This is a genomic window from Pseudomonas sp. IT-P176 (assembly GCF_949767245.1).
Classification (GTDB): Bacteria; Pseudomonadota; Gammaproteobacteria; order Pseudomonadales; family Pseudomonadaceae; genus Aquipseudomonas.
In genome coordinates this window covers 23,323-41,020 of the sequence record NZ_CATKPN010000059.1, presented here as the reverse complement: position 1 = coordinate 41,020, position 17,698 = coordinate 23,323, and the positions used below count along the sequence as shown (strand labels likewise).

Sequence of the window (17,698 nt, the reverse complement as noted above, 5' to 3'; positions counted from 1 at the left end):
AAGAAATGGATATGTACTCGGTCTAATCCAACACCCTGGCCGGCCCACAGGTGCAACGTCGCACCACAGCTGTGTAGATATACCTAGACCGCGATGGCGATATCTGGAAGGCCATCGCGGGCAGGCCGGGAGCGGCAAGCATCAGGCGAGGCCTCAGGTCATCGGGGTCTCGATAAACGCCGGCTGCTGTTCGGCATACGCGGTAAATGCGCTGATCAGTGGAAACTGCGTGATGTCGACCTGATCGGGCACCACCAGCAAGGTGAAGCTCCAAGCTACGGCGAGGGTGATGCCGTCCTGTTGCAAGGTGCCATCCATAGGCAGCGGTTGCCTGGCCAGTTCCCGCTCCAGTGCCGAGTACGCCGCATGCAATTGCCCGCTGACCCGCTCCAGCCAGGGCGCATGTTGTTTCTCGGCGGGGCGCAAGTTGCGTTCGTAATAGATCTGCACCGACTTCTCGCACGCGGCCAATGCCAGGCCGATCAGCCGCAAGGAGCGCAGGCGCTGATCCAAGGACGCCGGCATCAGGCTTTTACCCGGGCTGCCCAGGGCTTGCAGGTAGTCGATGATCAGGGTCGAATCCATCAGCACTTCGCCGTCGTCCAGCACCAGCGTGGGCGCCTTGACCACCGGGTTGATCGCCTGGAACGCCTCGAAACCGCGGAACACCGAAATCGAGGCGTGCTCGAACGGGATGTCCAGGGTCTTGAGGCTGATGGCGACACGTCTTACATAAGGTGAGTCGAGCATTCCGATCAGCTTCATGTACAACTCCTTGGAGAGTGGCGGGGCTAGGGACAGAATCTAGCGCTAAATGACTGGCCTTGAACACTTCTGGCGGGCGCCTGTCGCCGTTTGTCTTCTATATACAGCCGCTGGGTTGAATTTCTTGCTATAAACGCACTCCGATAAACGCCCAAAGCTTGCCGCAGAGCAATTTAAGGGCTTTGTCAGACAAATTCCCTGTCTTTTCAGTTGCTGAGGCCGCCCCTCGGCCTTAGACTGCCGCCCCCTCGTAAATTGACTGCTGGGTGGCGCTTGGAATGTATGGCGCCTTTGCGAAACCTGGCAGGTTGACCGGAACGCATCCTGATTCGCCTTAATGCACGTATTTTTTATAGAGAAATCAATGACAAAGGATAAGTTGCTGGCCATGCCGGCGGATGACTACATGAATGCCGAGCAACAGGCTTATTTCACTGAGCTGCTGCAAAACATGAAGGTGGAAACCCACGAGCGTATCGAGCAGAACCGCATCGCCATTGAAAGCCTGGACACCCCGGCAGATCCGGCTGACGCGGCTTCGGTCGAAGAAGAGCGCACCTGGCTGGTGAACGCCATTGACCGTGACCAGCGCATGCTGCCTCAGCTGGAACGTGCCCTGGAGCGCATCGCTGACGACAGTTTTGGCTGGTGCGACGACAGCGGCGAGGCTATTGGCCTCAAGCGCCTGCTGATCAGCCCGACCACCAAGTACTGCATCGAAGCTCAAGAACGTCACGAGCAGATCGACAAGCACCAGCGTCAAGCTTGATTCGCGCGGGTCACCCTTAGAGGGTTGCCGCAAACAAATCGCAACTTGCAACAGCGTCCGAGGCGGACGTTGCTGCAGGTTGCGATTTTTGCGTTTGGCGTAATGCTGGTCATTGTAGGAGCGAGCTTGCTCGCGATGAACTCAAAGACAGCGCGTTTGTTCAGGTTATACGCGTCATCGTTAACGTCCATCGCGAGCAAGCTCGCTCCTACGCGCGATTGTTACCGGTTACGCAACTAAATAGTGCAGGCACATCGCTATTTCCCCATTCGGCTATTCATTACCATAGGCCTATTGATAGGAAGCTAATGAATATCCCGAGGTGGATTCATGCAATGTAAGGTCGATGTTGCCGTGATGATTGGCAGTGGTGTGCCTGCCGGGTTGCGGGCGTTGGGGCAAGCAGTGTGCTGGGTGGTCCTGCTCAATGGCGAGCAGTACGGAACGGCCTTTGGCAGCCGCACAGAGGCGCAAGCCTGCAAGGATGCCTGGTTGGCGCAGTTGAATGCCGGGCAGCCCGAGAGGCCACGGGCCGCAGCAGCGAAAGTCTGATCAGTTCTTCAGGGCGCCTTGATCGACGGCGAGCTTGAGGGCCTTGGCCGACTCCATGGCCGCGACGGCAGCCACTTCGCAGGTCTTGAACCAGCGGTCTTTTTCGACCTGGTGATAGGTGATGGTGGTCAGCGGTGGTTTGGCACGCATAACAATCACTGCCTGGAATTCGCCGTCGATTTCTCTGGCTTCGCCCCGGATGAAAAACTCGCCGATATCAAATTCGGTCACGTGCGCCTTCCCTTGGAAATTATTCTATTGATTGCAACGCAGTCCGCCGAGGAGGCTGGGTCTCAATGGTCGGGCAGTATGGCAGTTGTTGCGGGGAGGCGGCGCAGTTATGTCATTGGTATGACGAAACACCTGCGCCGGTTTACAGGGCGGTTACTTAGTGGCTGGCTTCGAAGGTGCGGGCGAGGGCACAGGCTTCGTTGTGGCTCATACGGAAACCCCTTACACGACCTGTAGCGGTTTCTGTGATATGAAAGAAGCCATTCCCAGCGAGTATGACTTGATAACGCAATTGAAGCGGTGCTGGAAAAAGCTCGCCGATCGCCCTGCAAGTCCCGTCGTGAACGGTCTGTGGCGAATAGTGGCGGTTGCTGGTGATTGGGCTGGCAAGGTGTTGTGAGTACATAGGAATTCCTTTTCTATGGTTTGCCGACGGTCGCACGTCACTTTCAGTAGTCTAGGAGCGCTTGGCTGCTCTAGAATCCTCCACTGACTGGAGGTAGGTGCTCATCTAAAGCAATTTTCTTCAGGCTATATGTCAGAAAAATGCTTTTTTTTATGAGCTTTTTCCCTAAAGTTGATAGTCCAGTATTCTCTGATCGTTAGAAGGAACATTTCCTTCAACATCCGACGACTGCCAGAGACGACGGTGCGAGTGGTTATCCAGTAGCCTGCTCGTGCCTTGCGATGAAGCGGTGCTCTACCGGCTTCACGATGACAGCCTGGGCCATTGTTGCGACATCTTCGGTACGGCCGTTTTTTTGCTGCCTGTTTTTCTGCCGGCAGTGTCATTTCTGATGTGGGGATATTTCGTTGGCAGTAAGTAATCTCGATATGCACGCTTTGTTTGTGCTGGGTGATTTGCGCGCAAAGCTGGTTAAGCAGTTTCAATCTCGTTTCGTCTACATCACCGAGCAAAACCCCGAAGGTATCTACGTCGCCGAGATCGATACCGAGTCGGCCCTGGTGGTGGATGACAAACAGCGCCTTGAACTCAAGGTCGGCGATCATTTTCGCGCCGCGGTATTACCCAGCCGCGAAGGCGGCAAGTTGGAAATCAAGTTTCGCGAAATCAAACTGACGGTCTACGGCCTGGGTGATTACGCGTTCGTCACCACTGCCGATGGCCAAGCCATCGTGTTCAAGGAAGGCCATAGCGTGGTCACCGTGTTTGCTGCGCATCAGCAACTGCAGGAAGGCCTGACCAAGACCCTGAAGGCCGTTACCGCCAAGGCAGCGAAGTTCCGCAAGGGTGAGTTGGTGTCGTTCAAGGCCAGTGAGTAATGAGCCTGTCCCGGGCTGATTTTCATCAGCAGCACCAGGCACGCGCCCACGCCCATGCACTGCAGTTGTTCGCCGAAAAGGCGGTCATGCAAGGTGCCTGGCTGAACTGGGTGGCTTCACAGCTCTACCTGTTGCGCCCGGCGGAGTACGCCAGCATGGTGCGTCGAGAGTTGCAGCAGCTGCAGGAACCGCCCGCCCGATAAACCTCGTCCCGCGATCACTGGACCCTCTACTGCAGTCAATTGACTGAATAAGCAGCGGCTGGCGTTTTTCCTGCGCCAGGCGGTCCTGACATCGCTCAGGCACCGATCCACTTTACCGACCTGAACTGGCAGCGCGGCAGCCAGGCCTGCGCAGCGTAAGCGAACTGCGGGGCACGAAGATATTGCTCATACCGATCGGCGTTTCATTGATAAATCGCAAAGCATTGAGGATTAGTCTGGTCTAGGCTGTTTTTTCTGCCAACGATTCAAGGAAACTCGATCATGACCTTCGTGCTTGCTCAATGGCTTGCAGGAGCATTTGTGGTGATCAGCCTGATCCATGTGTACTGGGCGCTGGGTGGTCAATGGGCCAATGATGCGGTAGTGCCCTACGTCCCGACGCCCGAGGGCAAGGGGTTGCGCCCGGCCTTCAAACCTTCGTCACTGGGCACCCTGGCAGTAGCCGTCGGGCTGCTGCTGATTGCCCTGATGGTGAGCTTGCGAGTGGGACTGCTGGTGCCACAGATTCAACATTGGTCGCTGCAATGGTTGATCAGCGCGATTGCCCTGCTGATGTTTGCCCGGGCCATTGGTGATTCGGACCTGGTGGGGTTCTTCAAGGAGCAGGTCGGGTCGAAGTTCGCGCGCCTCGACACCTGGGCCTTTTCCCCCCTGTGCGTAGTCCTGGGAGCGGGGCTGCTGACCGTCGCCTGGGTCTGAATCAGCCTCTCAACTACCGCTCTCGTTGCGCCGGCTGCTGACTTCAGCCGGCACGTCATCGCCCGCCATGCGCTTGCGGAACAACGCCGCGCGCGCCAGCAGCAGAGTCGTCACCGGCATGGTGATCGACAGCAGTATCGGGATCAGCCACGCATGTAGCACCGGACTGGACTTGAGCGTCGAAAAATAGATGATCGACGCCAGCGCTACGCACCAGGCCCCCAGGGTCGAGGCCAGTGCGGGCGGGTGCATGCGCTGGAAGTAATCCTTCAGGCGCACCATGCCGATGGCACCGATCAGGGCGCTCAGGCTGCTGATGACCAGCAAAATGGCCACGGTGATCTCGACCCACAGGGGCAATTGGGAAGCCTGGTTCATTCGATCACCTCGCCGCGCAGGAGGAATTTCGCCAGGGCAAAGGAGCCGACGAAGCCGAACAGCGCAATCAGCAGCGCCGCTTCAAAGTAGGTATCACTGGCATAGCGGATGCCCAGCACCAGCATCATCAGCATGGCGATGATGTACAGGTAGTCCAGCGCCAGGACCCGGTCCTGGGCCGAGGGGCCTTTGAACAGGCGGATCAGGGTCAGCACCATGGCCAGGGAAAACACGAACAGGCTGAACAGAATCGCATTCGAGAGCAGGGCACTCATTCGAAGATCTCCATCAGGGGGCGCTCGTAGGTCGCCTTGAAATGCTCGATGAATTGCGCCTCGTCATCCAGGTCGAACACATGCAGCAGCAGAATGCTGCGATCCAGTGCCAACTCCGACCAGACCGTGCCGGGCACCACCGTGGTGATCATCGACAGCGCCGCCAGGCCGTTGGCGTCGCGCAGGTCCAGCGGCACCTTGACGAACCGTGAGCGCGGCGGGCGTCGCTTGGCGTTCAGGACGCTCCAGGCCACCGCCAGGTTCGACCCCAGCACGTCACGCCCCACCAGCAGGAACAGGCGCAGGACCACCCCCGGGCGTCGGATGCGGATCGGTAGCGGGCGCAGCTTGCGCATCATCAGCGGGGCACAGAAGCCCAGCAGCGCGCCGAGCAACAGGTTGCCCGGGCTGACTGAAAGGTTCAGCACCAGCCACAGTACCCACAGCGCCAGGGATAGCCAGGGAGCCGGAAACAGACGCCTCATGGGTGCACCTCCTGCGCGGCGGCCTGGGCTTCCGGACTAGGCACGGCGCGGGTGCCGAGCACGGCCATGACGTACTGCTGGGGATTGTTCAGGGTGTCGGCGGCGGCCTGGGTGAACCGCATCAGCGGTTCGGCCTTGAAGGTCAGCAAGATGCTCAGGCCCAGCAAGGCGATGATCGGCACGCACTCCAGGCGCCGCAGGACCGGTGGCTGGCGCTCTTCCGGGGTCCAGAAACGCTGGATGCCCAGGCGCGAGAACGCGATCAGCGAAGCCAGCCCGGACAGGATCAACAGCGCGAGCAGGCACCAGGCCGCAGTCGACACCGGCTGGCCCGAGGACGCGCCGAGCCCCAGCGGGTTGAGCAGGGCACTGAGCAGGCTGAGCTTGCCGATAAAGCCCGAGAGTGGCGGCATGCCGATGATCAGCAGGGCGCAGGCAATGAAGCTGAGGCCGAGAAAGGCCATGGTCCAGGGAATCACCTGGCCGACCACGGCTTGCTGTTCGTCGTCGAGGTTGATGCCCTTGGTCGGCGGGCTTGCTCCGAGTGGACGTGGCAGCGCTTCGACTTCGTCGTCCAGGGGGATTTCCACCGCCGTGCGCGAGCGCTCGATCAGTTCCGCCAGGAGAAACAGCGCACTGAGGGCCAGGGTCGAGCTGACCAGATAGAACAACGCCGCTGCCACCAGGTTCGGTTGGGCAAAGCCGATGGCCGAGAGCAGGATGCCGGCCGAGACCAGGATGCTCAAGCTGGCCATGCGTTCCAGGCGGCGCGCGGAGAGGATCGCCAGCGCCGCGCAGACAATGGTCGCCATGCCGCCGTAGATCAGCCAGTCACCGCCGAAATACGCCGAGGCTCCGGCCTGCCCGGAAAACAGCAGGGTCCACAGGCGCAGCAGGGTGTAGACGCCGACCTTGGTCATGATCGCGAACATCGCCGCCACCGGCGCACTGGCCGAGGAGTAGGCCGGCACCAGCCAGAAGTTCAGTGGCCACATCCCGGCCTTGGCCAGGAACGCCACCGCGAGGATCGCCGCGCCGGCATGCAGCAGGCCTCGATCGGCTTCGGGCACCAGGGGAATCTTCAGCGCCAGGTCGGCCATGTTCAGGGTGCCGGTGACGCCGTAGATCAGCGCCGCGCCAATCAGGAACAGCGAGGAGGCCAGCAGGTTGATCGAGATGTAGTGCAGGCCCGCGGATACCCGGGTGCGGCCCGAGCCGTGCAGCATCAGGCCATAGGAGGCCGCCAGCAGTACTTCGAAGAACACGAACAGGTTGAACAGGTCGGCCGTCAGGAAGGCGCCGTACAGGCCCATCAGTTGAATCTGGAACAGCGCATGGAAACTGGCCCCGGCCCCGTCCCAGCGGGCCATGGCGAACAGCAGGGCGCTGACGCCGATGATGCCGGTCAGGACCAGCATCAAGGCCGACAGGCGATCGACCACCAGCACGATGCCGAACGGCACCGGCCAGTTGCCGGGCAGGTACACGCCGATGGAGTTGGGGGCACCCTGTTGCTGGGTCCAGTACAGCAGCATCACCGAGATCCCCAGGCCGATCAGGCTGGAAAACAGGTTGAGCCGGGCCTTGAGTGGGCGATGTTTTTCCCCCAGCAGCAGCATCAAGGCCGCCGTCAGCAACGGCAGGAGAATGGGGGCGGCGATCAGATGTTGCATCCAGTTCATTCTTTAGGCTCCCGGCCATCGACATGGTCGGTGCCGGTCAGGCCCCGGGATGCCAGCAGCACCACCAGGAACAGCGCGGTCATGGCAAAGCTGATGACGATGGCGGTGAGTACCAACGCCTGGGGCAGGGGGTCGGTGTAGTTCAGCAGGTCCTGGGGCACGCCGTCCTTGATGATCGGCTCCTTGCCGATAAACAGGCTGCCCATGCTGAAGATGAACAGATTGACCCCGTAGGACAGCAGGCACAGGCCCATCACCACCTGGAAGGTCCGCGGACGCAGTACCAGCCAGACCCCGGAGGCCGCCAGTACGCCAATGGCAATTGCGATGACTTCTTCCATCAGGCAGCTCCTGGCTTGGCAATGGGTTTGGGCTGGCTGCTCGGTTTGTGGCCACGCACCGATTGGTGCGCCAGGGCCGTCAGGATCAACAGGGTCGAACCGACCACCACGGCATACACGCCGACGTCGAAGAACAGCGCGCTGGCGATATGGATATCACCCAGCAGCGGCAAGCTGAAGTGCCAGGTATGGGTGGTCAGGAACGGATAGCCGGCCACCATGGCACCGAGGCCGGTGACGCTGGCGAACAACAGCCCGGTGCCCATCCAGCGCAACGGACGCAGGCTCATCTGTGCCTCGACCCATTGGGTGCCGGCCACCATGTACTGCAGGATGAACGCCACCGACATCACCAGGCCGGCGACAAACCCGCCGCCAGGCTGGTTGTGCCCGCGCATGAACAGGTAGAACGAGACCACCAGGGCAATCGGCAGCAGCAGGCGCACCAGTACGGCCGGGACCATCATGAAGCCCAGGGCGGTGTCGCTGGCCTGGCGCGGGTTGACCAGGTCGGTGACCACGTCGGGTGCCAGCAGGCGCTGTTGCGCCGGCAGTTGCATGCTCTCCTTGGGTGGGCGGAAACGCCGCAGCAAGGCAAACACGGTCAGCGCCACGGCCGCCAGCACGGTGATTTCACCCAGGGTGTCGAAGCCGCGGAAGTCCACCAGCATCACGTTGACCACGTTGCTGCCGCCGCCTTCGGGCAAGGCGCGGCTGAGGTAGAACGAGGAAATGTCGTTGGGTGTCTGGCGGGTCAGCATGGCGTAGGACAGCAGCGCCATGCCGACACCGACCGCGATCGACAGCAGCAAGTCGCGCAGACGGCGAACCTTGGCCCGGGCTTCGCTGCCCGGCAGTGGCGAGACTTCTTCGATCCGCCGTGGCAACCAGCGCAGGCCCAGCAGGATCAGCACCGTGGTCACCACCTCGACCACCAGTTGGGTCAGGGCCAGGTCCGGGGCCGAGAACCAGACGAAGGTGATGCAGGTCATCAGGCCGCAGACACTGACCATGGTCAGGGCGGCAAGACGGTGGTACTTGGCCTGCCAGGCGGCGCCCAGGGCGCAGACAATCGCCAGCAGCCACAGGGTGACGAAGACAATCGAGCCCGGGATCTTCGGCCGGTCGCCCCAACTGATACCGCTGCCCAGCATCGGGATCAACCCGGCCAGCACTGCCGCCAGCACCAGCAGGAACAGTTGTGCCTGCAGGCGCTTGGTGCTGATCCGTCGCTCCAGGCGGCGGGCCAGGCGCATCATCACCACCAGGCTGCGTTCGAACAGGCGCTTGCCGTTGAACCGGCCAATCAGCGGCGGGTACTTGAAGCGCCCGTGCTTGAACTGGTTGCGCAGCAGCAGATAGAGAATGATGCCGCAGGACATGGCGATCAGGCTCATGATCATCGGCGCATTGAGGCCGTGCCAGATCGCCAGGCTGTACTCGGGCAAGGTGCCACCGACTACCGGCAAGGCGGCAGCGGCCAGCAGCGGGCCGACCACCTGGGCCGGGAAAATCCCCACCAGCAGGCAGGTGAACACCAGCAACTCGACCGGCGCGCGCATCCAGCGTGGAGGCTCGTGAGGGGTATGGGGCAGGTCGGTGGCGGTCGGGCCGAAGAACACGTCAACCGTGAAGCGCAGGGAGTAGGCGACGCTGAAGGTGCCGGCGATGGTCGCGATGATCGGCAGGCTGGTCTCGACCCAGGCGGTGGCGTTGATGAACACCGTTTCGGCGAAGAACATCTCTTTGGAGAGGAAACCGTTGAGCAACGGCACGCCGGCCATCGAGGCGCTGGCGACCATGGCCAGGGTGGCGGTGAACGGGATCAGGCGGATCAAGCCACTGAGCTTGCGGATGTCACGGGTGCCACTTTCGTGGTCGATGATCCCCGCAGCCATGAACAGCGAGGCCTTGAAGGTCGCGTGGTTGAGAATGTGGAACACCGCTGCCACTGCCGCCAGCGGGCTGTTGAGGCCGAGCAGCAGGGTGATCAGGCCCAGGTGGCTGATGGTCGAGTAGGCCAGCAGGCCCTTGAGGTCGTTCTGGAACATGGCGCAGTAGGCGCCGAGCAACAGGGTGCAGGCCCCGGCGCCGCTGACGATGTAGAACCATTCTTCGCTGCCGGACAGCGCCGGCCACAAGCGCGCCAGCAGGAAGACGCCGGCCTTGACCATGGTTGCCGAGTGCAGGTAGGCCGAGACCGGTGTCGGTGCGGCCATGGCGTGGGGGAGCCAGAAGTGGAAGGGGAACTGTGCGCTTTTGCTCAAGGCGCCGATCAGGATCAGGGGTAACAGGATGGGGTAGAGCGCGTGGGCGCGAATCAGATCGCCGGCGGCCAGGACCTGGTCAAGGTCGTAGCTGCCGACGACATGGCCAAGCAGCATGACCCCCGCCAGCAGGCACAATCCACCGGCACCGGTGACCATCAACGCCATGTACGCGCCTCGGCGGGCGTCGGCGCGGTGGTGCCAGTAGCCGATCAACAGGAATGAGAAGAGGCTGGTCAGTTCCCAGAAGAACACCATTTGAATCAGGTTGCCGGAGATCACCAATCCGAGCATGGCGCCCATGAACGCCAGGAAAAACGCGAAGAAGCGCGGTACCGGGTCTTCGGGCGACATGTAGTAACGGGCGTAGAGCGACACCAGGGTGCCGATGCCCAGCACGAGCATGGAAAACAGCCAGGCGAACCCGTCCATGCGCAGGACGAAGTTCAGGCCGAGGCTGGGCAGCCAGGAGAATTCTTCGCGAATCACCCCGCCGTCGGCGATTTGCGGGTACAGCAAGGCTACCTGGATGGTGCCGACGAGGGCGACCAGTCCAGCGAGAATCGATTCAGCATTACGTGCATTGTGGGGCAGCAAAGCCGCCAGACAGCTGCCAATGAATGGCAGAAGCAGTAGAACTATCAGGGACATAGGCTTCTATTCTGCGCAAGTTTGTGAAGGATCATACTTGCCGAGGCCCGGATCACCAACTGCCAAGCTGTGGCAGAATCCTACAAGTTAGACTGAATTTACCTGTTTATCATTGTTTCGGTGGTGGGTAGATGTATGTGCATATCCGTTACTTCGGTGATGGCTACTTAGGGTTGCGCCCTGCTTTGCCTGGCTGGAACCTATCCCCTGTGGGAGCGGGCTCGCCCGCGATGGCGATCCCCACACACCACAAATCTGGGCAATACCCCAGCCCCCCGTAGCAGCTGCCGAGCCCGCGAGGCTGCGTTCGAGGACGCAGTCCTCGCCGCCCTTCAACCCGTCGAATCGCCATATCCCTACACAGCATCCTGTACCCGATCTGCAGCCTTCACCCTGACCTTCCACTCACTGACAATCACCGCCAGCACGATCAACCCCGCGCCAACCAGCGCCAATCCTGGCAACCGTTCCCCGGCAATCCTTCCGACAATCCCGGCCCACACTGGCTCGCCGGCGTAGATCAAGGTCGCGCGCGTTGGTGAGACGCTTTTTTGTGCCCAGTTCATCGCCAGTTGAATCGCGGCGCTCGCGGCGCCCAGGCCCAGGGCGCTGGCCAGTAGGAACCAGGAGAATCCGGGAATGACTTCCCCGGTCGGTACAATCATCAGCATCGCCAGGATCGAGGTGGTCGCCAGTTGCACCACCGTGACCCGCCGCACATCGACACGGCCGGCGTAGCTGCTGATCAGGATGATCTCGACGGCGATGGCCACGGCACTGATCAAGGTCACCAATTCGCCGGCATTGAAATTCAGCGATGCCCCGGCCGGGCCGCAGATCAGCATCAATCCGGCAAAGGCCAGCATGATGCCGATGCTGGGCATCAGCCCTGGCCGACGCCCCATCACCAGCCATTGCAGCAAGGGCACGAACGGCACATAGAGTGCGGTGATGAAGGCCGACTGGCTGCTGGGGATGGTCTGCAGGCCGACTGTTTGCAGGCCGTAGCCGATCATGATCGCGGCGCCGATGAAGAACCCCGCCCTGAACTCGAACAGGGTCAGGTCACGCAAGCTGCGCCAGGAGAACAGGGCCACCAGGCACGCGGCGGCGGCAAAGCGCAGGCCGACGAAGAACATCGGTCCGCTGACGGTCATGGCGTGTTGCACCAGCAGGAACGTGCCGCCCCAGATCATGGTGATCAGCACCAGCACGCACTCGGCCTTGCTTAAACGCAGGCGCGGGGAAGAGGGTTTGCAAGGGGTTGTCGGCGTCATGGTCTTGCGCGCTACCTGAGTGGGACGCACAATGCGTCGACAGTTGGGCAGTATACTGCGCAATCAAAAAAGTGAGCAATATAGTGCACAAAGACCATGGCCAACGCGCCTCCGTCCTGCAACACGTCAGCCAGAATGTTCGCCGCCTGCGCCATGCCGCCGAACTGAGCCAGACTGCGCTGGCAGAAAAGTCCGGGGTCAGCCGGCGGATGCTGGTAGCCATCGAGGCTGGCGAGAAGAACGTCAGCCTGACCACCCTCGACCGGGTTGCCGAAGCGCTGGACGTGGCCTTCAGCGACTTGATCCAAGCCCCCGATGCCCGTGATCCCAGTCGCATCAACGAGCTGGCCTGGGCCGGAGCAATCCCCGGCAGCCAGGCAGTGTTGTTGGCCAAGGCCAGCGCCAGACGCGAGGTGGAGCTATGGCAATGGCGGCTAGAGCCCGGCGAGAACTATCTGTCTGAAGCGGATGCCGAAGGCTGGAGTGAACAGGTGTATGTCTTCGAGGGTTGCCTGACGGTGGTGCTGGGCGATGAGGAACGGCTATTGTCGAGCGGTGAGTTCATCAGTTTTGCCAGCGACCGCACCCACGCCTATCGCAACGATGGCGCCGTGGCTGTCAGGTTTGTCCGTAACGTGGTGATCTAAATCTCATGTAGATTCTCTAAAAGCTATCTAAATCATTGAATTAAAAATAATTATGAGAAATTCATGAGCGAGATTCCCTGCGAGCAAACACCGCCGGATTTGCGTAGCGCCGATATCCTGATTGTCGGCGGTGGCTTGAGTGGTGCACTACTGGCAGCGCAATTGATGCGCCTGCCGGGCCGACGCCAGGTGCTGGTGATCGAACCGCGCGCCGAATTGGGTCGTGGTGAGGCCTACAGTGCCGTCGAACTGGGCCATACCCTCAATGGCAACGCGGCGCGGATGAGCGTCGATCCGGACAATGCCGATGACCTGAGCCATTGGCTGAGCGCCTTCATCGCCAACGGTGGTTGGCCGGAATCGGCAGAGCAAGCGGTGCCGGTTGCCGAGTTGTTCCCGCCGCGGGGGCTGTTCGGGGTCTATGTGCAACAGCGCCTGGCGCAAGCGCAGGAACAGGGTGCCCTGCAGGGCTCGAGCGTCGAGCATGTGCGCGGCGAAGTGGTGGACCTGCAGGTCGATGCCCAGGCGACCTGGTTGACCTTGAGTGACGGCAGCCGGCTACGCGGTGAGTTTGCGGTGCTGGCCACTGGCATGTTCCCGGCGGCGAGAACCCCGCAAACCCACTCCAGCGGAGTCAATGCTGCGGCGCTCGATCCCTGGGACGTGGCGGCGATGGCGGAACTCGATCCGCACGCGACAGTGATGATCATCGGCTCCGGCCTGACCATGGTCGATGCCGTGGTCTCGTTGGAGCAGGCCGGCCACCGTGGACCAATCGAAGTGTTCTCCCGCCACGGCCTGCTGCCGCATGTGCGGCGGCAACCGCCGGAGTGGATGGATTTCCTGGCCCAGGACCCGGACATCCGCAGCCCCCGACAACTGCTTCGCGAGGTGCGCCGCCAGTGCCGGGCGGCGCTGGCCCAGGGCATCGACTGGCAAGCGCCGCTGGACACCGTGCGCGCTCATATCGCGCGCTTGTGGAGCCAGGCCACGGACGTGCAGCGCCGGCAGTTTGTGCGGCATGTGCGGCCCTGGTGGGAAAGCCATCACCACCGTTCGCCACCCCTGAGTGCCGAATTGGTGGCCCGTTTGCATGAGCAGGGACGGCTGCGGATTCACGCAGCGTCGTTCAAGGGCCTGCTGCCGGCGTACGAGGGTCGGCTCAGCCTGGCGCTGCGGCGACGCGGCGAGTCTGAGATAACAGTGGTCGACGGCGATGCCTTGATCAACTCCAGTGGCATCGAATACGACTGGCGCCGGGTTGCCCGGCCATTACCCCGGCAGTTGCTGGTCCGTGGCTTGATCCAGCCGGGGCCGCTGGCCCTGGGGATTGCCGCGCGAGCCGATGGGGCAGTGATCGACGCCCAGGGCCAGGTCGCCCAACGGCTGTTCGCCATGGGTCCACCCTTGCGGGGCATTTGGTGGGAAAGTACCGCGGTGACGGATGTGGCAAGCCAGGCCAAGGCGCTGGCGCAGCGGTTGGTGCGGGGGGGCTGATGCCTCCCGCTGTTGGAGCTCAAGCAAGCAGTCCTGCGCACGTTTGACGAGTAGGTGGCGGTGTGTCAGGCAGCACCGATGTTGACTGTGCTGGCCTCATCGCGAGCAAGCTCGCTCCCACAGTCATTTTGGCTGTTCACAGATTCTGTAACCACATCAACCCTGTGGGAGCGGGCTTGCCCGCGATTGGCCGGTTGGGTCGCCGTGTCCTGCAGATATAGGAGGTTGGTCAGGGGCGGCGAGGACTGCGTCCTCGAACGCAGCCTCGCGGGCTCGACAGCTGCTACGGGGATTGGGGGCATACCAGGGATCTGCTGTGTGGCAGAGATCATACAGTAGAGATTCGTACACCAGGCAAAGCAGGCCGGCCGGTAGGCCGCCTCGCCCGCCTTGACCCCACAAACGGATATGCCCAAAAACCCAAGATCAAAAGATCAGGTCAAGACAGAAATCCCCCATCCACATTCAACGAAACCCCAGTGGTATAGCTGGACGCATCGCTCGCCAGGTACAGCACCGCGCCCGCCATTTCACTCGGCGCAGCCACGCGCTTGAGCGGGATCTGTTGCAGTGCGGTATTGAGGATCGCGTCGTTCTTCACCAGCGCCGAGGCAAACTTGGTGTCAGTCAGGCCCGGCAGCAGGGCGTTGCAACGAATGCCGAACTGCGCACATTCCTTGGCAAAGACCTTGGTCATGTTGATCACCGCGGCCTTGGTCACCGAGTAGATGCCCTGGAAGATACCCGGCGAGATGCCGTTGATCGACGCCACGTTAATGATGCTGCCGCCACCGTTCTCGCGCATCAGCTTGCCGGCTTCCACCGACATGAAGAAGTACCCACGGATATTCACATCGACGGTTTTCTGGAAGGCCCCCAGGTCCGTGTCCAACACGTTGCAGAACTGCGGGTTGGTGGCAGCGTTGTTGACCAGGATATCCAGGCGGCCGAACTGTTCGCGGATCCCGGCAAAGACCTGGCTAATCTGCTCCATTTCTCCAATGTGGCAAGCAATCGCAGTAGCCTTGCCGCCTTCGGCGATGATGGCGTCGGCCACGTGCTGGCAACCCTCGAGCTTGCGGCTCGACACGATCACATGGGCGCCTTGCTGGGCCAGCAGCCGGGCAATGGCTTCACCGATGCCACGGCTGGCGCCGGAGACAAACGCGATCTTGCCGTCGAGGTCGAACAACTGAGTCTTGGACATGGTTTTTCCTTGTGAGGGGGCGTGGCGCCGGAAAGGCAGTCAGAGGCTGGATTTGTGGATCACTTGCAGGCTCATCTGCTCCAGCAGTTTGTTCATCGAGATGAACTGCGCAAAGCGTTTGTCCTGGGTCTGGCCATGGAAGAAGCGGTAGTAGATCTGCTGCACAATACCGGCCAGGCGGAACAGCCCGTAGGTGTAGTAGAAGTCGAAATTCTCGATCTGGATGCCTGAGCGCTCGGCGTAGTAGTCGACGAACTCACGCCGGGTCAGCATGCCGGGGGCATGGCTGGGTTGGCGGCGCATCAGTTGCACTGGCGCCGGGTCGGCGGCCTCGATCCAGTAGGCGAGGGAATTACCCAGGTCCATCAGCGGATCGCCCAGGGTGGTCAGCTCCCAGTCCAGCACGCCAATGATCTGCATTGGGTTGTGAGGGTCGAGGATCACGTTGTCGAAGCGATAGTCGTTGTGCACGATGCTCGACGTCGGGTGGTCGGCTGGCATCTTGTCGTTGAGCCAGGCTTTGACCGCCTCCCAGCTCGGCGCATCCGGGGTCAGGGCCTTGTCGTAGCGCTCGCTCCAGCCACGAATCTGCCGCGCCACATAACCTTCAGGCTTGCCCAGGTCGGCCAGGCCGCAGGCCTGGTAGTCGACGCCATGCAACTCGACGAGCTTGTCGATGAAGCTCTTGCACAGTGCCTGGGTCTTTGTCGCATCCAGGCCCAGCTCCGGTGGCAGTTCGGAGCGCAGGATGATGCCCTTGACCCGTTCCATTACATAGAACTCGGCGCCGATCACCGCTTCGTCGGTGCAGTGCACGTAAGCTTTGGGGCAGTACGGGAACCCGTCCTTGAGCTGGTTGAGGATGCGGAACTCGCGGCCCATATCATGGGCGGACTTGGCCTTGTGGCCAAAGGGCGGGCGACGCAGGACAAATTCCTGCTCGGGGTATTCCAGCAGGTACGTCAGGTTCGACGCACCGCCGGGGAACTGGCTGATCTGTGGCAACCCGCTCAAGCCCGGAATGTGGGCCTTGAGGTACGGATCGATCAGGCTGGCATCGAGTTCTTCGCCTGCGCGAATACGGGTGGACTGGTCGTTAAGCGCCATGCTTATCCCTTCTGCTTATTCTGGATGGCAGGAATTATTGGCTAATCTAATGCGCACACCCGGCACCCACAACCACGGCGGCCCTTTATAGGTGAGCGTGTTGCCGGTTAATCATTGCTTTTGATACAGGCGTTTGAAAGTGCTTCAGCGCAGCGCGCGCCGAGCCGCCGGTGGCAGTTCTATGGGGGTCAGCAGCGGGCGACTGGAGAAGAACGCCAGCAGGTTCTGCCCCACCAGTTCCACGGTGCCCTGGGTCGCTTCGGGCGACAGGCCGGCGACGTGAGGGGTGAGGATCACATTGTTCAGGGCCTTGAGCGCATCCGGCACCTGTGGTTCGTCATCGAACACATCCAGGGCGGCTCCGGCGATCCGGCGCTGCTCCAGGGCGCTGATCAAGTCGCTGGTGACGATCACGCTGGCGCGGGCAATGTTGACGATAAAACCGTGGGGACCGAGGGCGTCCAGCGCCTGCTTGTTGATCAGGTGCTGGGTGCCCAGGCCGCCCGGGGTGCAAACCATCAGAAAGTCCGAGGCCCGCGCCAGTTCGGTGGGGGTGGAGCAGAAGTCATAGGGCACGTCGTTGCGCACCTGGCGGTTGTGGTAACTGACGCTCATGTCAAAACCATTGGCCGCGCGCTTGGCGATAGCCATGCCCACCGCACCGAGCCCGAGTATGCCCAGGCGCTTGCCGGCGAGGGAGGGGCGCATGATTTTCGGCCATTCGCCGCGGCGCACTGCCGAATCGGCCCGGGGAATGTCACGCACCAGTGCCAACAACAGGGCCATGGCATGGTCGGCCACCGATGAGGCGTTGACCCCCGCACCATTGGTCACGCGAATGCCCCGGTTGCTGGCGGCCTGCAGATCGACCTGCTCGTAGCCGGCGCCGATCACGCAGATGATCTTCAGGTTGGGCAGAGCGGCGATTTCTTCGGCATACAGTCCCAGTGGCCCGCGAGTCAGCACTGCGTCGATTTGCCCGCCGTAGGTGTTGATGGCTTGGGTGCGTTCGGTAGGAGTGGGGGCGAGGATCAGGTGAAAGCCTTGGTGTTCGAGAATCGGCAGGTAGTCGTTGATGGTTTCAACCAGTACCAGGACAGTTGCGGGCATGCTCGGCTCCTTTAGGCATTGAATGAGGGTCACATCACACTGCTGAAGATTGCTGGCTGGCGCAGCGTTTGGCAATGGGCTCGGCGGGGTGGGTTGCGAGGCGTCAAAGCACCGTCGAGCAGGTTTTTTTGCAGGGTTAGTGGAAAAAAACCGCCTGATCATCTGATCTGCACCACCGCTCCTCAGCTAAGTCTTTGCTTCTGTTGATTAATCCCGGACAATCGCGCCCCTGTTTCGGCCGGGGCGCTGC

At 61.5% G+C, this 17,698-nt stretch carries 19 protein-coding genes and 1 pseudogene; 7 read left to right on the top strand and 13 right to left on the bottom strand.

What is annotated here, in order from left to right; genetic code table 11:
• Positions 1-153 precede the first annotated feature (153 nt).
• Entirely contained in the window at positions 154-765 is a 612-nt protein-coding gene (locus ACM6IP_RS18285; protein WP_159996797.1) for a glutathione S-transferase, read from the bottom strand.
• 364 nt (positions 766-1,129) lie between these two features.
• Here ACM6IP_RS18285 and ACM6IP_RS18280 point away from each other — a divergent pair, with 364 nt between their 5' ends.
• Both ACM6IP_RS18280 and ACM6IP_RS18275 read left to right on the top strand, forming a co-directional pair.
• A complete protein-coding gene (locus ACM6IP_RS18280) occupies positions 1,130-1,534 on the top strand; it encodes a TraR/DksA family transcriptional regulator (protein ID WP_095171462.1) in 405 nt (134 codons plus the stop codon).
• 330 nt (positions 1,535-1,864) lie between these two features.
• A complete protein-coding gene (locus tag ACM6IP_RS18275; protein ID WP_159996795.1) occupies positions 1,865-2,086 on the top strand; it encodes a hypothetical protein in 222 nt (73 codons plus the stop codon).
• Here ACM6IP_RS18275 and ACM6IP_RS18270 read toward each other — a convergent pair whose 3' ends face one another.
• Positions 2,087-2,317, bottom strand: coding sequence for a hypothetical protein (locus ACM6IP_RS18270; RefSeq protein WP_414862006.1), 231 nt, complete (start codon positions 2,315-2,317; stop codon positions 2,087-2,089). It abuts the gene before it with no gap.
• Positions 2,318-2,474: 157 nt separating this feature from the next.
• On the bottom strand, positions 2,475-2,723 hold the full coding sequence (locus ACM6IP_RS18265) for a hypothetical protein (protein ID WP_095171457.1): 249 nt from the start codon (positions 2,721-2,723) through the stop codon (positions 2,475-2,477).
• Positions 2,724-3,151: 428 nt separating this feature from the next.
• Between ACM6IP_RS18265 and ACM6IP_RS18260 the strand changes: the two genes are divergently transcribed.
• From ACM6IP_RS18260 to ACM6IP_RS18250, 3 genes are all read left to right on the top strand, one after another.
• Complete coding sequence (locus tag ACM6IP_RS18260) at positions 3,152-3,601, top strand: hypothetical protein (RefSeq protein ID WP_095171455.1); 450 nt, start codon at positions 3,152-3,154, stop codon at positions 3,599-3,601.
• Positions 3,601-3,804: a hypothetical protein gene (locus ACM6IP_RS18255; RefSeq protein WP_159996793.1), complete on the top strand. Its 204-nt coding sequence runs from the start codon at positions 3,601-3,603 to the stop codon at positions 3,802-3,804. The genes ACM6IP_RS18260 and ACM6IP_RS18255 overlap by 1 nt, the downstream gene beginning before the upstream one ends.
• A gap of 282 nt (positions 3,805-4,086) precedes the next feature.
• Positions 4,087-4,524, top strand: coding sequence for a DUF3995 domain-containing protein (locus tag ACM6IP_RS18250; protein ID WP_095171451.1), 438 nt, complete (start codon positions 4,087-4,089; stop codon positions 4,522-4,524).
• Positions 4,525-4,533: 9 nt separating this feature from the next.
• Here the strand turns inward: ACM6IP_RS18250 and ACM6IP_RS18245 are convergent, their stop codons facing one another.
• The 7 genes and pseudogenes from ACM6IP_RS18245 to ACM6IP_RS18215 all read right to left on the bottom strand — a co-directional run bounded on the left by ACM6IP_RS18245 (position 4,534) and on the right by ACM6IP_RS18215 (position 11,969).
• Positions 4,534-4,902 (bottom strand): Na+/H+ antiporter subunit G, encoded by a 369-nt coding sequence (locus ACM6IP_RS18245; protein ID WP_095171449.1) that lies wholly within the window; start codon positions 4,900-4,902, stop codon positions 4,534-4,536.
• The gene (locus ACM6IP_RS18240; protein WP_414862005.1) at positions 4,899-5,177 is read right to left on the bottom strand and encodes a K+/H+ antiporter subunit F; all 279 of its coding nucleotides are present in this window, start codon (positions 5,175-5,177) and stop codon (positions 4,899-4,901) included. Before ACM6IP_RS18240 ends, ACM6IP_RS18245 begins: the two co-directional genes overlap by 4 nt.
• The gene (locus ACM6IP_RS18235) at positions 5,174-5,662 is read right to left on the bottom strand and encodes a Na+/H+ antiporter subunit E (RefSeq protein WP_166589030.1); all 489 of its coding nucleotides are present in this window, start codon (positions 5,660-5,662) and stop codon (positions 5,174-5,176) included. The genes ACM6IP_RS18240 and ACM6IP_RS18235 overlap by 4 nt, the downstream gene beginning before the upstream one ends.
• Positions 5,659-7,344 carry a monovalent cation/H+ antiporter subunit D gene (locus ACM6IP_RS18230; protein WP_414862004.1) on the bottom strand — a complete coding sequence of 562 codons (1,686 nt, stop codon included), beginning with the start codon at positions 7,342-7,344 and terminating at the stop codon, positions 5,659-5,661. Before ACM6IP_RS18230 ends, ACM6IP_RS18235 begins: the two co-directional genes overlap by 4 nt.
• The gene (locus ACM6IP_RS18225) at positions 7,341-7,685 is read right to left on the bottom strand and encodes a Na+/H+ antiporter subunit C (protein ID WP_005789164.1); all 345 of its coding nucleotides are present in this window, start codon (positions 7,683-7,685) and stop codon (positions 7,341-7,343) included. Before ACM6IP_RS18225 ends, ACM6IP_RS18230 begins: the two co-directional genes overlap by 4 nt.
• Positions 7,685-10,603, bottom strand: a complete 2,919-nt coding sequence (locus ACM6IP_RS18220) for a monovalent cation/H+ antiporter subunit A (RefSeq protein WP_159996787.1) — start codon at positions 10,601-10,603, stop codon at positions 7,685-7,687. The genes ACM6IP_RS18225 and ACM6IP_RS18220 overlap by 1 nt, the downstream gene beginning before the upstream one ends.
• A 356-nt stretch (positions 10,604-10,959) precedes the next feature.
• Positions 10,960-11,969 (bottom strand): annotated as a pseudogene (locus ACM6IP_RS18215) (DMT family transporter).
• On the opposite strand from ACM6IP_RS18215, the gene ACM6IP_RS18210 reads away from it, so the two are divergent.
• Together ACM6IP_RS18210 and ACM6IP_RS18205 are read left to right on the top strand one after the other, a co-directional pair.
• Positions 11,964-12,527, top strand: a complete 564-nt coding sequence (locus ACM6IP_RS18210) for a helix-turn-helix domain-containing protein (RefSeq protein WP_401131012.1) — start codon at positions 11,964-11,966, stop codon at positions 12,525-12,527. The pseudogene ACM6IP_RS18215 and the gene ACM6IP_RS18210 overlap by 6 nt on opposite strands.
• A gap of 63 nt (positions 12,528-12,590) precedes the next feature.
• The gene (locus tag ACM6IP_RS18205) at positions 12,591-14,024 is read left to right on the top strand and encodes an FAD/NAD(P)-binding protein (RefSeq protein WP_414862003.1); all 1,434 of its coding nucleotides are present in this window, start codon (positions 12,591-12,593) and stop codon (positions 14,022-14,024) included.
• 439 nt (positions 14,025-14,463) lie between these two features.
• Here the strand turns inward: ACM6IP_RS18205 and ACM6IP_RS18200 are convergent, their stop codons facing one another.
• The 3 genes from ACM6IP_RS18200 to ACM6IP_RS18190 all read right to left on the bottom strand — a co-directional run bounded on the left by ACM6IP_RS18200 (position 14,464) and on the right by ACM6IP_RS18190 (position 17,448).
• Positions 14,464-15,231, bottom strand: coding sequence for an SDR family oxidoreductase (locus ACM6IP_RS18200; RefSeq protein ID WP_095171437.1), 768 nt, complete (start codon positions 15,229-15,231; stop codon positions 14,464-14,466).
• A 39-nt stretch (positions 15,232-15,270) separates the two neighbouring features.
• Entirely contained in the window at positions 15,271-16,338 is a 1,068-nt protein-coding gene (locus ACM6IP_RS18195) for a phosphotransferase family protein (protein WP_095171435.1), read from the bottom strand.
• Between the two features lie 144 nt (positions 16,339-16,482).
• Positions 16,483-17,448 carry a 2-hydroxyacid dehydrogenase gene (locus ACM6IP_RS18190; RefSeq protein ID WP_159996781.1) on the bottom strand — a complete coding sequence of 322 codons (966 nt, stop codon included), beginning with the start codon at positions 17,446-17,448 and terminating at the stop codon, positions 16,483-16,485.
• Positions 17,449-17,698: the final 250 nt, after the last annotated feature.

Excerpts from the sequence above, each read along its gene's own strand:
- ACM6IP_RS18275 (WP_159996795.1), top strand. The coding sequence starts at position 1,865 with ATGCAATGTAAGGTCGATGTTGCCGTGATGATTGGCAGTGGTGTGCCT.
- ACM6IP_RS18205 (WP_414862003.1), top strand. The coding sequence starts at position 12,591 with ATGAGCGAGATTCCCTGCGAGCAAACACCGCCGGATTTGCGTAGCGCC.
- ACM6IP_RS18230 (WP_414862004.1), bottom strand. The coding sequence starts at position 7,344 with ATGAACTGGATGCAACATCTGATCGCCGCCCCCATTCTCCTGCCGTTG.
- ACM6IP_RS18220 (WP_159996787.1), bottom strand. The coding sequence starts at position 10,603 with ATGTCCCTGATAGTTCTACTGCTTCTGCCATTCATTGGCAGCTGTCTG.
- ACM6IP_RS18240 (WP_414862005.1), bottom strand. The coding sequence starts at position 5,177 with ATGAGTGCCCTGCTCTCGAATGCGATTCTGTTCAGCCTGTTCGTGTTT.
- ACM6IP_RS18245 (WP_095171449.1), bottom strand. The coding sequence starts at position 4,902 with ATGAACCAGGCTTCCCAATTGCCCCTGTGGGTCGAGATCACCGTGGCC.
- ACM6IP_RS18260 (WP_095171455.1), top strand. The coding sequence starts at position 3,152 with ATGCACGCTTTGTTTGTGCTGGGTGATTTGCGCGCAAAGCTGGTTAAG.
- ACM6IP_RS18255 (WP_159996793.1), top strand. The coding sequence starts at position 3,601 with ATGAGCCTGTCCCGGGCTGATTTTCATCAGCAGCACCAGGCACGCGCC.
- ACM6IP_RS18200 (WP_095171437.1), bottom strand. The coding sequence starts at position 15,231 with ATGTCCAAGACTCAGTTGTTCGACCTCGACGGCAAGATCGCGTTTGTC.
- ACM6IP_RS18250 (WP_095171451.1), top strand. The coding sequence starts at position 4,087 with ATGACCTTCGTGCTTGCTCAATGGCTTGCAGGAGCATTTGTGGTGATC.
- ACM6IP_RS18225 (WP_005789164.1), bottom strand. The coding sequence starts at position 7,685 with ATGGAAGAAGTCATCGCAATTGCCATTGGCGTACTGGCGGCCTCCGGG.
- ACM6IP_RS18285 (WP_159996797.1), bottom strand. The coding sequence starts at position 765 with ATGAAGCTGATCGGAATGCTCGACTCACCTTATGTAAGACGTGTCGCC.
- ACM6IP_RS18265 (WP_095171457.1), bottom strand. The coding sequence starts at position 2,723 with ATGTACTCACAACACCTTGCCAGCCCAATCACCAGCAACCGCCACTAT.
- ACM6IP_RS18190 (WP_159996781.1), bottom strand. The coding sequence starts at position 17,448 with ATGCCCGCAACTGTCCTGGTACTGGTTGAAACCATCAACGACTACCTG.
- ACM6IP_RS18280 (WP_095171462.1), top strand. The coding sequence starts at position 1,130 with ATGACAAAGGATAAGTTGCTGGCCATGCCGGCGGATGACTACATGAAT.
- ACM6IP_RS18235 (WP_166589030.1), bottom strand. The coding sequence starts at position 5,662 with ATGAGGCGTCTGTTTCCGGCTCCCTGGCTATCCCTGGCGCTGTGGGTA.
- ACM6IP_RS18195 (WP_095171435.1), bottom strand. The coding sequence starts at position 16,338 with ATGGCGCTTAACGACCAGTCCACCCGTATTCGCGCAGGCGAAGAACTC.